This is a genomic window from Desulfomicrobium aestuarii, from assembly GCF_055385525.1.
Genome location: NZ_AP042427.1, coordinates 2,911,337 through 2,927,161 on the forward strand (window position 1 = coordinate 2,911,337; position 15,825 = coordinate 2,927,161).

Annotated in this window: 9 protein-coding genes; 7 read left to right on the forward strand and 2 right to left on the reverse strand. The window is 69.8% G+C overall.

Annotation, left to right across the window (positions count from 1 at the left end):
* Positions 1-71 precede the first annotated feature (71 nt).
* From ACZ5AC_RS13365 to ACZ5AC_RS13395, 7 genes are all read left to right on the forward strand, one after another.
* Positions 72-5,426, forward strand: coding sequence for an alpha-2-macroglobulin family protein (locus tag ACZ5AC_RS13365; protein ID WP_464248092.1), 5,355 nt, complete (start codon positions 72-74; stop codon positions 5,424-5,426).
* Positions 5,423-7,792, forward strand: coding sequence for a penicillin-binding protein 1C (gene pbpC / locus ACZ5AC_RS13370; protein WP_464248093.1), 2,370 nt, complete (start codon positions 5,423-5,425; stop codon positions 7,790-7,792). Before ACZ5AC_RS13365 ends, pbpC begins: the two co-directional genes overlap by 4 nt.
* 22 nt (positions 7,793-7,814) lie before the next feature.
* The gene (locus tag ACZ5AC_RS13375) at positions 7,815-9,413 is read left to right on the forward strand and encodes a sigma 54-interacting transcriptional regulator (protein WP_464248094.1); all 1,599 of its coding nucleotides are present in this window, start codon (positions 7,815-7,817) and stop codon (positions 9,411-9,413) included.
* Between the two features lie 112 nt (positions 9,414-9,525).
* A complete protein-coding gene (locus tag ACZ5AC_RS13380; RefSeq protein WP_464248095.1) occupies positions 9,526-10,617 on the forward strand; it encodes a PAS domain-containing sensor histidine kinase in 1,092 nt (363 codons plus the stop codon).
* The gene (locus tag ACZ5AC_RS13385; protein ID WP_464248096.1) at positions 10,605-11,216 is read left to right on the forward strand and encodes a response regulator transcription factor; all 612 of its coding nucleotides are present in this window, start codon (positions 10,605-10,607) and stop codon (positions 11,214-11,216) included. The genes ACZ5AC_RS13380 and ACZ5AC_RS13385 overlap by 13 nt, the downstream gene beginning before the upstream one ends.
* A gap of 74 nt (positions 11,217-11,290) precedes the next feature.
* Positions 11,291-11,437 (forward strand): hypothetical protein, encoded by a 147-nt coding sequence (locus ACZ5AC_RS13390; protein ID WP_464248097.1) that lies wholly within the window; start codon positions 11,291-11,293, stop codon positions 11,435-11,437.
* Positions 11,438-11,439: 2 nt separating this feature from the next.
* Positions 11,440-11,811: an iron-sulfur cluster assembly scaffold protein gene (locus tag ACZ5AC_RS13395; RefSeq protein WP_464248098.1), complete on the forward strand. Its 372-nt coding sequence runs from the start codon at positions 11,440-11,442 to the stop codon at positions 11,809-11,811.
* 63 nt (positions 11,812-11,874) lie between these two features.
* On the opposite strand, the gene ACZ5AC_RS13400 is transcribed toward ACZ5AC_RS13395, so the two are convergent.
* Both ACZ5AC_RS13400 and ACZ5AC_RS13405 read right to left on the reverse strand, forming a co-directional pair.
* Positions 11,875-13,323: a sigma-54-dependent transcriptional regulator gene (locus tag ACZ5AC_RS13400; protein ID WP_464248099.1), complete on the reverse strand. Its 1,449-nt coding sequence runs from the start codon at positions 13,321-13,323 to the stop codon at positions 11,875-11,877.
* On the reverse strand, positions 13,320-15,764 hold the full coding sequence (locus ACZ5AC_RS13405; RefSeq protein WP_464248100.1) for a c-type heme family protein: 2,445 nt from the start codon (positions 15,762-15,764) through the stop codon (positions 13,320-13,322). The genes ACZ5AC_RS13400 and ACZ5AC_RS13405 overlap by 4 nt, the downstream gene beginning before the upstream one ends.
* Positions 15,765-15,825: the final 61 nt, after the last annotated feature.

A 15,825-nucleotide genomic window follows, 5' to 3' on the forward strand; every position in this document is an offset into this window, starting at 1 on the left:
GGCCTTGCTTTTTGTACCGGACCTTGCCAGACCATGGGCACCAGACACCCTTCAGCCCGCGCGAGGTGCTCATGTCCGCCGCAAAGAACTGGATCATCGTCCTGCTCCTGCTCGTCGTCGCCGTCCAGACCTGGCTGCTCCGGGACCGCTATTTCCTCCCCCCGCCGCAAGGGCTGGCCGTGAGCGCCGTCAGCCTGGACAGCGCCATGCGCACGACCATCTCCGTGGAATTCGACCGCGCCGTGCCGGACGACAGGCGCGCCATGCCCGCGCCGGCCTCCATCACCCCCGCGGCCGAGGGGCAGTGGGTCTGGGCCAACCCCTTCACCCTCAAGTTCCTGGCCCAGACCCCACTGCCTCTGGACATGCAGTACACCCTGACCCTGAGCCCCGAGGTCTTCCCGGCGGACGTCCTGGCTGGCGAACGCGACCTCGTCGTGCGCACAGGCAGCTTCGAGGTCCGCGAGCTGACGGTGAACGAGCTGGCCTCGGAGGCCGGGGCCGACATGGTCGAACTGGAGGGCAACATCACCTTCAACGCGCCCGTGGACCCGCAGCAGCTCCTGCCCGCCCTGCGCCTGACCGAGGGCAACGGCACGCAGGTCGAGCTCGTCCTGCAGACCCGCTGGCGCTCCACGAGCTTCGGGTTCCGCAGCGTCCCCGTGCGCAAGGCCCCCCAGGCGCGAACCCTGACTCTCGGCCTCGACCCGGCCCTGACCGTGGCCGGCAAGAGCCTGACGCTGGGGCGGGAGTTCCGGCGCGAGATCGTTCTGCGCCTGGACCCGGTGCTGCGCGTGGACGGCGTCTCGCCCCAGTCCGACAAGGGACAGGCGCGCATCCAGATCGAGTTTTCCGCGCCGGTCGACGCGGCCGCCCTGCGGGAGAGGCTGCGCGTCGAGCCGCAGGCGGAGGTCGCGGTTTCGGCCCGCGGACGGACCGCGACCGTGAGCGGCGCTTTGTCACCAGGCCGCGAGTACACGCTGCGCATCGCCAAGGGCCTGAAGGCCGCGGACGGGGCCCTGCTTCCGGCCGACCACGAAACGCCCGTGCGCATGCCCGACCTGCCGCCGAGCGTGGACTTCTCGGCCACGGGCATGTTCCTGCCCCGCCAGGGCGGCGGGCTCCTCGGCGTGGAGCACGTCAGCGCCGACAGCGCGGACCTGACCGTGAGCCGCGTCTTCTTGAACAACCTCGGCCCCCTCTTCCAGGACTACGGGTATTCGATCTTCGACGGCGGCGGGGCCAGGGACACGGTGCCCTACCACCTGGGCACGGAGATCCTGCGCGAGACCATCGCCCTCACGTCAGCACCCAACGCGGTGCAGGAACGGACCCTGTCCCTCTCGGAGCTCATCCCCGACGGCCGACCCGGCCTCTACAAGCTGGGTCTGAGCCTGCCCGGCGACTACCGCGGGGCCACGCGCTGGGTCCTGCGCACGGACATCGGCCTGGTGGCCAAGCAGGAGGCAGCCGGGTTTCTGGTCTGGGCCGCGTCCATCGAGGACCTGCGGCCCCTGGAGGGCGTCGAGGTGCGTCTCGTCAGCAGCCGCAACCAGGTCCTGGGCACGGCCCGCACCGACACCGCTGGCCTGGCCCGCATCCCCTCCGCCGGCGATGACGAGGCCGGCTTCCCGGCCATGATCCTGGCCGCATCGGGCGAAGACTTCAGCTTCATCTTCCTGGAGCGTTTCCGCGTCGACACCACGGGCCTCGACGTCAGCGGCGCGACCATCGGCGGGGCCGACCTGCAGGCCTATGTCTACGGCAAGCGCGACATCTTCCGGCCGGGCGAAACCGTCGACGGCGCGGTGCTGGTCCGCGACGGCCGCATCGGCACGCCGCCCGACCGCCCCCTGACCATGGAGCAGCGCGATCCCGAGGGGCGCCTGCTGCGCACCCTGAACCTTGCCCCGGACCGGGGCATGGCCTCCTTCAGCCTGGACGTCCCCGACTGGTCCCTGACCGGGCGCTACCTGCTGCAGGCCATGAGCGCGGGCCAGGCCATCGGGTCCTGGACCTACCAGGTCGAGGAGTTCATCCCCGACCGCATCAGCGTGGAGATCGCCACGAACAGCACCGGGGCCGCCCCCGGCCAAGTCCTGCCCTTCGAAGTGGCTTCGCGCTACCTCTTCGGACCGCCGGCCTCGAACCTGTCCGCAAGCGTCAAGGCCAGGCTCGTGGCCGCGGGCTTCGCGCCCAAGGGCTTCGAGGCCTACGCCTTCGGCGACCCGGGGCGCACGTTCGAGCCCCTGGCCATCATGGCGACCGAAACCAGGCTGGACCGCGAAGGCCGCGCCGCCTTCACCGTCGACATCCCCAAGGACCTGACCCCGCCCCTGGCCCTCGAAGCCGAACTGACGGGCCGCGTGCGCGAGCAGGGCGGACGCGGGGTCACGGCCAGGCGGCGCGTGCCGGTGCACGCCTACAGCCTCTACCCGGGCCTCAAGCGGCCCGAGTCCGCGGAGCTGGAACCGCGCAAGACGGCGGTCTTCGAGTTCGTGACCGTGGCTCCCGACGGCTCCCGCACGAAGCACCCGGAGCTGGTCGCCACCCTCTTTCAGGACCGCTGGCAGACGATCATGCGGCGCACGGAGGAAGGCTTCGCCTACGAGTCCGTGCGCAACCCCGTCGAGGTCTCGACCCAGCGCGTGGCCGCGGGCGACGGCGCGGGCTCCTTCAGCGTGGTCCCGCCGGACTACGGCTCCTACCGCGTGCGCCTGGCCGACCCGCAGGGCGGGGCCGCGGCCGAGGTCGAATTCTACTGCGGCGGGTGGGGCTATTCGCCCTGGGCGGTCAAGAACCCGGCCCGCCTGGAGCTGATCCCGGACAAGGAAGGGTACAGGGCCGGCGAGACGGCCTCGGTCCAGATCCGCGCCCCCTTCCCGGGCAAGGCCCTGGTCACGGTCGAGGGACGCGGCGTGGAACACCTCGAAATCGTCGAACTGACCGGCAACACGGGCCAGCTGCGCATCCCCGTGCGCGAGGACTGGCAGCCCAACGCGCACCTCACGGCCACCCTGGTCCGCCGGGCCGGGGACATCCTGCCCGGCACCCCGGGCCGCGCCTTCGGCGCCATTCCGCTGTTCGTGGACAGCCTGTCCAACAGGATGGACGTGCGCGTGGACGCCCCGGCCGAAACGCGCCCCGAGACGGACCTGCGCATCACGGTCCAGGCCGAGCCCGGCGCGCGCGTGACCGTGGCCGCCGTGGACGAGGGCATCATGCAGCTGGCCGGCGGCCGCAACCCCGACCCCTTCGGGCACTTCTACGCCAAGCGGGCCCTGGACGTGGCCAGCTTCGACAACTTCGCACTGCTCTTCCCGCACCTGGCCCTGCACCGCCCCCTGGCCGGCGGCGGCGACGCCCTGGCCGGGGCCTCGTCCTTCATGCGCACCGAAGGCATCCGCAGGGTGCGCCCCGTGACCTTCTGGTCCGGCGTGCTCACGGCCGGGGCCGACGGCGCCGTGACCCACAGCCTGCGCCTGCCCGACTTCCAGGGCGCCCTGCGCATCGTGGCCGTGGCCAACCGCGACCGCTCCTTCGGCACGGGCACGGCCATGACCCGCGTGCGCGGCCCCCTGGTCCTGACCCCGACTCTGCCGCGCTTCCTGTCGCCGGGCGACACCGTCGAGATTCCCCTGACCCTGCGCAACGACACGCCAACGGCCGGGGAATTCCGCATCACCGCCACGGTTTCCGGCCCGGCCGGCCTGGGCGACATGCCCGCTCCCCTGACCCTCGATCCGGGACGCGAAGGCACCGTGTACGTGCCCCTGCGCTGCGGCGCCGATGAGGGCAAGGTCAGCCTGGCCTTCACGGCCGCCGGGAACGGGGAGACGGCCACGGCCAGAGAGGAGCTCGACCAACGCTCGCCCCTGCCCGTGGAGCGCCTGCTGGAAAACACGGCCCTCGGGGAGGAGTCGGGGCGAATCGCCGGGCCGGCCCCGGACAGGCTGATCCCCGGCACGGTCAGGCGCACGGTGCGCCTGTCCACGTCGCCGCTCACGCGCTTCGCGGGACAGCTGGAGAACCTGCTGGGCTACCCGTACGGCTGCGCCGAGCAGACCGTGTCCAAGGCCTTCCCGCTGCTCCATTTCCCGGCCCTGGCCGCCGAACTCGCGCCGGGGCGCTTCACGGCCGCCGGCCCGGCCGGCCTGGTCCAGACGGCCATCCGGCGCCTGCAGACCATGCAGACCCCGTCCGGCGGCTTCGGCTTCTGGCCCGGCGACACGGAGCCCAACCCCTGGGTCTCGGCCTACGTCTGCCATTTCCTGCTGGAGGCGCGCCAGGCCGGGCACACCGTACCCGGAGACATGCTGGGCGGCGGCCTCGGCTACCTCGGCACCCTCGCCGCCCCGGAACCGGGCAGCCCGCCGGACAAGGTCGAGCAGGCGGCCTACGCTCTCCATGTCCTGGCCCTGGGCCAACGACCCGACCTGGGCAGCCAGGACTACCTGCGCGCCACCTTCGGCAAGACCCTGAGCGGCGTGGCCCGGACCCTCCTGGCCGGCGCCTATCTCGCGTCGGGGAACCAGGCCCCGGGCTTCGAACTCCTGCACGTCGCGCCGTCCTTCGACGACGCCAGACGCGAGAGCGGAGCCAACCTCGGTTCGGGGCTGCGCGACAGGGCTCTGACAGCCCTGGTCCTTCTCGCGTCCATGCCCGACGACCCGCGCCTGCCGGACCTCATGAACCGGCTCGGCCAGGACCTGGGCGCAAACGTCTGGTACTCGACGCAGGAGACGAGCCTGGGATTCATGGCCTTGGGCAAGTACCTCTCCGGCCGGGACGACGACCGCCCCTTCGCCGGCTCCATGACGTGGGCCGGCGGAGCGCGGGACTTCGACGAAACGCGGCTCCTCGTGGTCCGGGACATCGCCGCGGCCGGGGCCATCGAGCTGAGCAAGACCCCGGCCGCCCGCGTGGTCTACGCGGGCGTCCTGACCTCCGGCACGCCGCACAGGGACGCCCACGCTCCGCGCTCCGAGGGGCTCGCGGTCGAGCAGACCTTCCTGGACGAGGGCGGTCGGCCCCTGGACCTGGCCGCCGTGCGCCAGGGCCAGCTCGTCGTCATGAAGACGCGGGTCCGCAGCACCACGGGCCGCGTGGACAACGTGGTCGTGCAGAGCCTGCTGCCCGCGGGGCTGGAGGTGGAGAACCCCCGGCTGGCCACGACCGAGCGCCTCGACTGGATGCAGGAGGAAAAGACCCTGGACGGCTACCAGGATCTGCGCGACGACCGCATCCTGGTCTTCACGGACCTGCGCGACGGCGGCTGGCGCGTACGCCACGCCGTGCTGCGGGCCGTGACGCCGGGAACCTTCGCCTGTCCGCCGGTCCAGGCCGAGGCCATGTACGTCCCGAGCCTGCGCGCAAGCGGCCCCGTGGGTGAAATCCGCGTCCTGCGCGACGAACCGGCCCCATGACGAAACGCTCCCGGACGGCGGCCGCCCTGCGACGGGCGGCCGCCGTCTCGTCCCTTTGCCTCGTGCTGGCCGGTCTGCTCGGGGTCATTCTGGACCGGCTCTTCCCCTTTCCGGAGGAACGCCTCGAACCGCCCTTCTCCGCACGCGTCCTGGACCGCGACGGCCGCCCCCTGCGCTTCTTCCTGGCCGAGGACGGCATGTGGCGCTTTCCCTTGAGCCTGGACGACATCTCGCCGGAGATGACCGCGGCCCTGATCGACTCCGAAGACCGGCATTTCTACCGCCACCCGGGCGTCAACCCCGTCGCGGCCCTGCGCGCCCTGTGGACCAACCTGCGCGCGGGCCGCATCGTCAGCGGCGCGTCGACCATCCCCATGCAGGTCGCCCGCCTGGCCGACCCGCGGCCGCGCACGGCCACGGCCAAGCTGATCGAATCCTTCCGGGCCCTGCAGCTCTGCGCCCGCCACTCCAAGGCCGAAATCCTGCGCTGGTACGTGAACATGGCGCCCTTCGGCTCCAACGTGGTCGGCGTGGGGGCCGCGTCATGGCACTACTTCGGCAAGGACCCGCGCGCCCTGTCCCTGGGCGAGATCGCCCTGCTCTCGGTCCTGCCGCGCTCCCCCTCCCGCTACAACCCGCTGCGAAACCCCGAGGCGGCCCGCGCCGTGCGCGACAGGGTGCTGGGGCGGTTCGCGGCCCACGGCGTCTTCGAGCCTGGCCGGGTGGCCGAGAGCATGGCGCTGCCGCTCCTGGCCTCGCGCTCCCCGGTGCCGCAGGGCGCGCCCCACTTCAGCCGCTGGGTGCGCTCGCGGCTGCCCGGCGAGAGCGTCGTCCGCACGAGCCTCGACGCCCGCATGCAGCGCGTCGCCGAGGCCCTCGTGGCCGGGCGGATGGAGGGCCTGCGGCGCGAGGCCGTGGGCAACGCCGCCGTGGTCGTCATGGATGTCGAAAGCCGCCGCGTCCTGGCCTGGGTCGGCTCGGCCGATTTCTGGGCCGAAGATGAAGGCCAGGTCGACAACACGCTCTCGCGGCGTTCGCCCGGCTCGACCCTCAAGCCTTTCCTCTACGCCCTGGCCTTCGACCGCGGGGAGCTCGTTCCCGGCTCCATGCTCCTCGACGTGCCCACGGACTTCTCCGGCTACGCGCCCGAAAACTACGGACAGAACTTCCAGGGCCTGGTCAGCGCGCGCACGGCCCTGGCCGGCTCCCTGAACGTCCCGGCCGTGCGCCTCCTGCACCGTCTGGGCACCGCACCGTTTCTGGACCTGCTGCGCCGCGGGGGCCTGTCCACACTGGAGCGGCCTGCCGGCCACTACGGGCTGCCCCTGGCCCTGGGCGGGTGCGAGGTGCGCCTGCTGGAACTGACCAATCTCTATGCGTCCCTGGCCGCGGGAGGCGTGTTCAAGCCGGTGGAGCCCCTGGCCGGACAGCCGGAAAAATCCGGGAGCGCGGAACGGCTCTTTTCCCCTGAGGCCGCGGCCATGGTCCTGGACATCCTGGCCTCGACGAGGCGGCCCGACCTGCCCGACGCCTGGCAGTTCACCGTCGGCGCCCCGGCCGTGGCCTGGAAGACGGGGACGTCCTTCGGGCACCGCGACGCCTGGGCCGTGGGCGTGAACCGCGACCTGGCCATCGGGGTCTGGACGGGCAACCCCGACGGGTCCCAGTGCGCGGGCATATCGGGCACGCGCCACGCCGCGCCCCTGCTCTTCGACCTCTTCCGAGCCCTGGCCCCGGGCGGCGGGCGTCTGCCGGACTTCGCGGCCCCGGCCCTGACGCGCACGGACGTCTGCGCCGACAGCGGAGACAGGCCGGGACCCTTCTGCCCCATGGCCGCAAGCCCGGCCATCGCCGGCGTGACGCGCCTGCCGGTCTGCGCCATGCACCGGCAGATCTTCACGTCGCCGGAATCCGGCCTGCGCCTGCACGGGGACTGCCTGCTGAGCCAGCCGTCGCGGACCGAAACGGTCCTGGTCTGGCCGGCCGAACTGGTGGCCTACAGACAGGCCCAGGGGGCGCCGCTGTCCGGCCTGCCGCGCATGGACCCCGAGTGCCCCGACGTGCCCGCGGAGGCCGGACCCGTCATTTTGTCCCCGGACCCGAACACCCCGTACCTGACCCGTCCCGACGCGCCGCCCGATTTCCAGCGGCTGGCGTTGTCGGCCGCTCCCGGCGCAGGGACGACGACGCACTTCTGGTACGTGGACGGCCGTTTTGCCGGCCAGGGGCCGCCCGACAGCCCGTGCTTCGTGCCCCTCGCGCCCGGCAGGCACGAGGCGACGGTCACCGACGACCTGGGCCGCAGCGCCCGCGCCGCCTTCACCGTACGGACCCCGGCCGGTCTTGGCAGCGCAGGCGCCCCCTGATAGGCAGGGGCACGGAGGCACCATGCCCATCAAGCTCCACCTCGTCTTCCGCGACCGCGTCGGCATCGTCGCCGACCTGTCGCGGCGCATCGCCGACCGCATGTTCAACATCGTGTCCATGGAAGTGGACCGCGTGGACGACCTGGCCCATGTCTATGTCGAGGTCGAGAACCGCGAGGCCGACGCCGCCCCGACGGACCTGGCGCAGTCCCTGGCCGACATCCCGGGGCTGACCAGTTCGCGGCCCATCGACACCCTGCCCCAGGAGGAGCAGGCCCGCAGGCTGCGCGTTGTCCTGGACAACATCGCCGACTGGGTCATCGCCGTGGACGCCGCGGGGCGCGTCACGACCATGAACGCCGTGGCCTGCGAGATCCTGGGTCTGGAGCAGGACGAGGCCCTGGGGAGCGACCTGCGCGAACTGGGCCTGTCCGACGCATCCATCCTCGAAGGCCTGCAGGGCCGCGAATGGGCGGACGTGAAGAAGACCCTGGTCACGCCGTCGGGACGCTTCCAGTACTTCGCCACCTGCCGCCCCATCCGCGACGGCGACGGGCACATCATCGGCGCCGTGGAGATCGCCCGGGACATGCAGGAGATCCGCATGCTGGCCCGCAGCATCTCCGAGCCCTCCCAGATCAGCTTTTCGGACATCGTCGGCCAGGACCAGGCCATCAACAACCTCATCGGCTACGCCCAGCTCATCGCGGCCACGGACTCCATCGTCTGCATCCGCGGCGCCTCGGGCACGGGCAAGGAGCTCTTCGCCCGGGCCATGCACACGGCCAGCCGCCGCCCCGGCCCCTTCGTGCCCATCAACTGCGCGGCCCTGCCCGAGCATCTGCTGGAAAGCGAACTCTTCGGCTACGTCGGCGGCGCCTTCACGGGCGGCCTCAAGGACGGCAAGGCCGGCCTGTTCGAGGTGGCCGGCGAGGGCACGGTCTTTCTGGACGAGATCGGGGACATGCCGCTGTCCTCCCAGGCCAAGCTCCTGCGCGTCATGCAGGACCACTGCGTGCGCCGCATCGGCGGGTCGCGGGAGATCCCCATCCGGGCCCGGATCATCACGGCCACCAACCGCAACCTGGAAAAGATGGTCGAGGACGGATCCTTCCGCCAGGACCTCTACTACCGCATCAACGTCCTGCCCATCCACATCCCGCCCCTGCAGGAGCGCCCCGGCGACATCGGCCTGCTGGCCGAGCACTTCCTCTTCACCCTGGCCTCGCGCATGGGCCGTCCGGCCAAGGCCATCGCGCCCGAGGGCCTGGCCAAGCTGCGCGCCCACCACTGGCCGGGCAACGTGCGCGAGCTCAAAAACGTCATGGACCGCGCGGCCATCCTCTGCCCCGACGACGTCATCGGCGAGCGCTTCGTCATCCTGGCCCACGAACTGGGCGACCGCGTCCCCGGCCAGGCGGCCCCGGCCGTGCGCCCCGAACCGGGCCAGGCCCTGAAGACGCAGCTGGACAGGCTGGAAAAGGACATCCTGGAATCGGCCCTCAAGCGCGCCCGCAGCGTGCGCCAGGCGGCCAAGGTCCTGGGGCTGTCCCACACGGCCATGCTGAACAAGATCAGAAAGCACGCCCTGCGGGTGACGCGGCCCCTGCGAATCGAGTGAGGTGCCGTCGACCCGAGACTTGCCAAGCCCATGCCTTCGTGGTCATAGCGACCGCATGTCCGCTCGCCGCCGCCCTTTCCTCCCCCGGTCCCGCCGGCACAGGCTCCTGCGCATGTACCGGACCGTGGCCGATTTTACCTACGACCTCGAGGTCTGGATCGGCCCCGCCGGGGACCTGCTCTACATCTCGCCGTCCTGCAGCCGCGTGACTGGCTACGAGGCCGACGACGCCCTGCGAGATCCGGGGTTCTTCGAACGTATCATCGCGGCCGACGACTTCCCGCGCTGGAGGCAGGCCATGGACGCTCGCGGGGACATTCCCTCCATGGATTTCCGCATCCGGCGCCTGGACGGGACGGAGATCTGGCTGGCCCAGGAGACGACGCGGGTCTTCGACCCCGGAGGCCGCTTCCAGGGCTGGCGTCTGTCCCTGCGCGACGTCACGGACAGGGTCAGGACCCGCATGTTCCTGGACCAGGCCAGGCTGCACCTGGAAGAGCGGGTGCGGGAAAGAACCGAGGAACTCGAAGTGTCCCGCGAACGCTACCGGGCCCTGTCGGGGTACCTGCAGGACAGCATCGAGAAGGAGCGCGGCCGCATTTCCCGCGAGATCCACGACGTGCTCGGGCAGGACCTGACCGCCCTGAACATGGGGCTGCACCGCCTGGAGCGCTCCTTTCCGACAGGGGACGCCCGCCAGGGACAGGTCGCCGAACTACGCGGCCTGGTGGCCGGCACCCTGGAGACCGTCCGCCGCATCTCGCGCGAGCTGCGGCCGCCCATGCTCGACGAATTGGGCTTCGCCGAGGCCGTGGCCTGGCTGACGCGGACCTTCGCCCAGAGCTCGGGCCTGCGCATCGACCTCAAGGCCGGCCCCATCCCCGACCTGTCGGCGGAGCAGTCCACGGCCCTGTACCGGGTGCTGCAGGAGGCCATGACCAATGCGGCCAGGCATTCCGGGGCCACCCGCATCGACGTGCGCGTGCAGGCGTCCGGAGCGGCCCTGACCCTCGACGTGTCCGACAACGGGATCGGGATGCCCGCAGGCCGTCCCGAATCATCCGGTTCCCTGGGCCTCATGGGCATGCGGGAACGCATCCGCATGGTCGGGGGAACCCTTGAGATCACCGCCCCGAAGGCGGGCGGAACAACCATTTCGGCCAGGATTCCCCTGGCAGCAGAGGCCAGGCCATGCGCATCCTGATCGTCGACGACCACGCCGTGGTCCGCCGCGGCACCATGAACATCATCGCCGACCGCTTCCCCGAGTGCACCTTCTCCGAGGCCGGAACCCTGCACGAGGCGCGTCTTGTCCTGGAGAGCGCGGCCTTCGACCTCGTCATCCTCGACATTTCCCTGCCCGACGGCAGCGGCCTCGATTTTCTCGAACTGGTACACCACGCGCGGCCGGGGCTCCCCGTCATCGTCCTGTCCATGCACCACGAAACCGAGTACGCCCAGCGCTGCATGAGCCTCGGCGCCCGCGGCTACCTGAGCAAGAACTCGGCCCCCGAGGAACTGGAGGAGGCCATGACCTCGGTCCTGGACGGCGGGATGTTCGTCAGCCCGTCCCTGCTCGGCACGGGGGAAAGGATGGACGCCCTGGACGGCCTTTCTCGCCAGGAGCGCGAGGTCGCCCGCCGACTGGGCCGGGGCGAGACCATGACCCAGATCGCGGCGGCCCTGGGCGTCAGCGTCAAGACCGCCAGCACCTACCGCACCCGCGCCATGCGCAAGCTGGGCATCGCCACCACATCCGCCCTGATCCGCTATCTCCTGGAACGCAGAATCCCCGGCCTGTAGCCCTGTCGGAATCGTCCGACAAGGTTGCGTCCCGCCGGCCCGCGGCTATCCTTCCCGCAAACAGGAAGGATGTCATGGAACAGATTGGCACGTTGCTGCTGCTGGCCGGGGCCTTGGGCCTCGTGCTGTCGATATGTTTGCTTGGGCGCCGAAGGCCGGCCAGGCTCCTGAACCGGGGTTTCGACTTCGGCGAGGCCAAACGATTCGAGAATACGCGGTGAGCATGACCGAAGAGGAATTCGAGATACTGGTCTTCGACCCGCCGCACCTGGGCATGCCGGGCAGGCCGTCCAGCTGCGGACGGTGCGAGAACGTCGAGGGGTTCGTGGAGATATTCGTGACCGTGGAAGACGGGCGGATCATCGACACGGGCTTCCTGACGAACATCCCCGGCGACGGCCTGGCCTGCGCCTCCATGTGCTGCGAGGCCTCCGTCGGCCTGACGCTGCCGGAAGCCTCCGCACTGGGCGAGGAGGCCTGTCTGGACAAGCTCCCGTCAACGGCGCGGGAACGCATGTCTCGGGCCGGAATCACCGAACTCTGCCTGCGGGCCATGGAGCAGGCTCTCACAGGGGCTGCCGCCGGCTCAAGCTGAGGCGAAGCCCTCCCCCAACAGAACCGCCTCCGGCCGGAGACGCCGGTCACGACACGGCGAATCCTACTCGACGCCCCGATACCTGGCGGCGCTCTCCCCCATGCGGGCGAGAATCTTCTGCAAAGCCACGCGCGAAAGGCCCGAAACACGGGCGGCCTCGGACACGTTGCCCCGGGTCTGGGCCAGAAGGTCGCGGACGTAGTGCTGGGTGAAGGCGCTGACGACCTCGGCCTTGGCCGACTTGTACTCGCCCAGCGGAGATCCGGACACGCGGGCGCATCCCGCCGGCGGCGCGGACGCCCCGGCGCCCTGGCAGACGAGACGGACGAGGTTCATGTCCACCCGTTCGGACGTGGCGAAAACCGTCATGCGCCGCACGAAGTTCTGCAGCTCGCGCACGTTGCCGGGCCACGGGTTGCCGGCCAGCCAATACATGACCTCGGGATCGACCTCCTTCTCGGCCAGGCCCATCTCGCGACACGCCACGCGGAAGAAGTGCGCGGCCAGCAGCGGGATGTCCTCGGTCCTCTCGCGCAGCGGGGGCAGCGTGATGGAAAGGACGTTCAGACGGTAGTAGAGGTCTTCGCGGAATGTCCTGTCCTTCATGGCCGCCTCCAAGTCCTGGTTGGTGGAGGCAATAAGGCGCACGTCGACCTGCACCGTGGAGTTCGAGCCCACGGGGCGGACTTCGCCATCCTGCAGGACCCGCAACAGCTTGGTCTGTACGGAAGACGAGATGTCCCCGATCTCGTCGAGGTGCATCGTGCCCTTGTCGGCGGCGGCAAAGAGCCCCTTGTGGTCACGGTCCGCGCCCGTGAAGGCGCCCTTGACGTACCCGAACAATTCGCTTTCGAGCAGGTTTTCCGGAATGGAGGGGCAGTTCACGGCCAGGAACGCGCGGGCCGCCCTGGAGCCGAGGCGGTGGATGAGCCGCGCCACCAGCTCCTTGCCCGTGCCGGACTCCCCGCGGACGAGCACCGTGTACTCGGACTGGGCCACGGCCGCCACGGTCCTCTTGAGCTGCCGCATGGCCGGCCCCTCGCCGACCAGTTCACCGCCGGCGTCCTGCCGGGAAAGTATCTCGCGCAGGCGGTTGTTCTCCTCCAGCAGCCGGCTGCGCTCCATCCCCTTCTCCACCACCCGGAAGAGCTGCTCGGGCTCGATGGGCTTGGTCAGGAAGTCATAGGCCCCGATCCGCAGGGCCTCCACCGCAGTTTCGATGGTCCCGTACGCCGTCAGCACGACGGTGCTCAGGCCGGGGTTGACGGCCAGGGCTTCCTTCAGGAGCTGCATGCCCGTCATTTCCGGCATGCGCAGGTCCGTGATCATCAGCTGGACAGGCGCCTCGGCCATGACCCGCAGGGCTTCCCGGCCGCTCTGGACCGCGACGACGCTCAATTCCGGAAAACGGCCGCCAATGAGGCGGGCCAGGCCGCGGGCGAAATCCCCTTCGTCGTCGGCGACGACGACCCGGTTCTCCCGGACGCGGTCCGGCGATGCAACGACATTCATGAATTGAGTCCTCGATATCCTGGTTCGGTCTGCGGGGCGTCAGGCAGGGCGGGCAGGGTCACGACGAACCGCGCTCCGCCCAGGGGCGAACGCCCGACGGCAACCTCCCCGCCCACGTCCCGGACCATGCCGTAGACCACGGCCAATCCCAGGCCCGTGCCCGCTCCGATGGCCTTGGTGGAGTAAAAGGGGTCGAAAATGTGCGGCTCATCTTCCACAGAGACTCCGGGGCCGTTGTCCTCCACGACGATGTGCACGCAGTCTCCGTCAGGGGCCACACGGACCACGATCTCGCCGTCCTCTTCGCCGACGGCGTCGAGGGCGTTGATGACCAGGTTGCTCACGACCTGCTCCAACTCCCCTATTCCCAGACGCACAAAAAGCGGGCCGGGCTGGCTCTCCAGCCTCAGCTCCACCCTTTTCTTGGCCGCCTGCACGGAGAAGACGTCGCGCACGAACGCGACCACGGCGCAGGCGTCCGAGGTCCCGGAACCTGCGGCCTTGGGGCGGGCGAAATTGAGCAGTTCCTGCACGACCCGCTGGGCCTGGCGCGTGTGTCGCTCGATGATGTCCAGATCCGCGGCCTGCTGCGGCTCCGTGACGGTCTGACGCAGGAGTCCCGCGTAGCAGAGGATGACACCCAGAGGGTTGTTGATCTCGTGGGCCAGGCCGGCCGTGAGCTTGCCCACGGTCGCCATCTTCTCCGAATGCCAGACCTGGGCGCGCATGCGCTTCTCCATGGTCGTCTCGCGCACGTAGACCACGACTCGGTCGGTCTGGGCTTCCTGGCTGCGCACCGGGTACATGGACAGGGAGAATGACCTCCCGCCGGGTAGTTCCACCTCGCGCTGGTCCGGCGCACCGCGACGGATGGCTTCGAGCATGGGGCACTTGCCGGATGCGGTGTCGAAGAAGATGGCCAGCATGTTCCCGTCGGTGCGGGCCCCGTCCGTCAGCTCCGATGTGAGCTGCCGGGCGGCCTGGTTCACGGTCAGCACTCCGCAGCTCGAATCCATGAGGGCCAGGGGGTCGGTGATGCCCTCGACGATGGTTTCGAGCACGCTCATCTGCCGCAGCAGGCTGTCGATGGCCGTGAGGTTCTCGGCGGCCGTTCCGAGCTGCCGCCCCAGGGCCAGCAGGACGCCGCGGTCGTGGCGGGCGGCCTCCTCCTCGCTGTCCCAGGTCAGGCAGAGGATGCCCTCGGCGTTGCCGGAACTCGATTCGACGGGCACGAAGATGCGCGCACCGGACTGGATGCAGGCGCTGCCCGTCAGCACGTCCACGAAATCGGGCGGCAGTTCCGGCGCCCCCATCGTCTCGGGCCAAACGTAATAATTCTGGGAGGCCATGGTGCAGACATAGGCGATGCCGCGCGCTCCGAAGCGGGTACAGATCTGGGGCAGCGCGAAATTCCACAGTTCCGCGCGGGAACTGCTCTGGCGCATGTCCTCGAGCAGGCGCACGAACAGGCGCACGTCGGCCTGCCTCGCCCCGGCCTCCCGCGACAGCGCCTCGGTGCGTTCAGCGACCATCAGACGCAGATTCTCGGCATAGTCCTGGAGCTGGTGGCGGGCGGTGTAGAGGTGCTCGCCCATCTGCTCCATGCCCTCGACGAGTTCCTCGATCTCGTCGCCCTGCTCCAGCTTGCGCAGGATGGCCGACCCCTCGGCGTCGGCCACGTTTCGACGGAAGACGTTGTTCAGGCGTTTGAGGTTGTTGACCACGAGCACCCTGAAGAGGACGTTGGTGGCCGAAAAGAAAAGAAGGGCCCCGAAAGCGAAAAAGGAGAAGTAGGTCAGAATGGTCTGCTGCACCCGCCCCACGCTGCTGTGCACGGAGATGCCCACGAAATCCACGCCGGCGATGGCACCAAGTTCCTTGCCGAACCCCCTGGCGCCATAGAGGGATGTCAGTTCCGAAGGCGCGGCTTCCGGCCGCCCGTGGCAATACATGCAGCTTTCCTCGAAACGGACCGCACGGGCCTTGATGTAGTACCGTTCCGTGTCCATGGTCCTGTACCCTTGCCAGACCTCCTGGTCGGGATTGGCTCGGAAATACCCTATCAGCTCCCTCTCGTGGACATTGGCCTCGTAAGACGGATTGCGTGCATCTATGGCCACCCGACGGTAGATGACGCCCTCGTGGTCGTCGTTGATGGAGGCCATGATGGTCCGGGAGATGAAGGATGAGGACATGGCCTCGATGACGAAGGTCGAAGGCAGGCGCTCGTACATGGCCGGCCGGAGCACGTCGCGCACGTAGTGCTGGATGGAGTCCACGTTCTTGAAGATGAGCAGGGCCTTGTCCCTGACCTCCTCCTCGAGGACGTTCTTCATGTGCAGGTAGAACCCGGTGGAAAAACCGATACCTAGGATGAGGGCGGCGACGAGCAGGCCGGAGACGAACTTGGTCTGTATTTTCAATGGCTTTGGGATATGCATGGGCCTGCCTGGAACCAGTGCCGCTTCGGTGGACGAGCGGCGGACTGAGATGATCGGACCG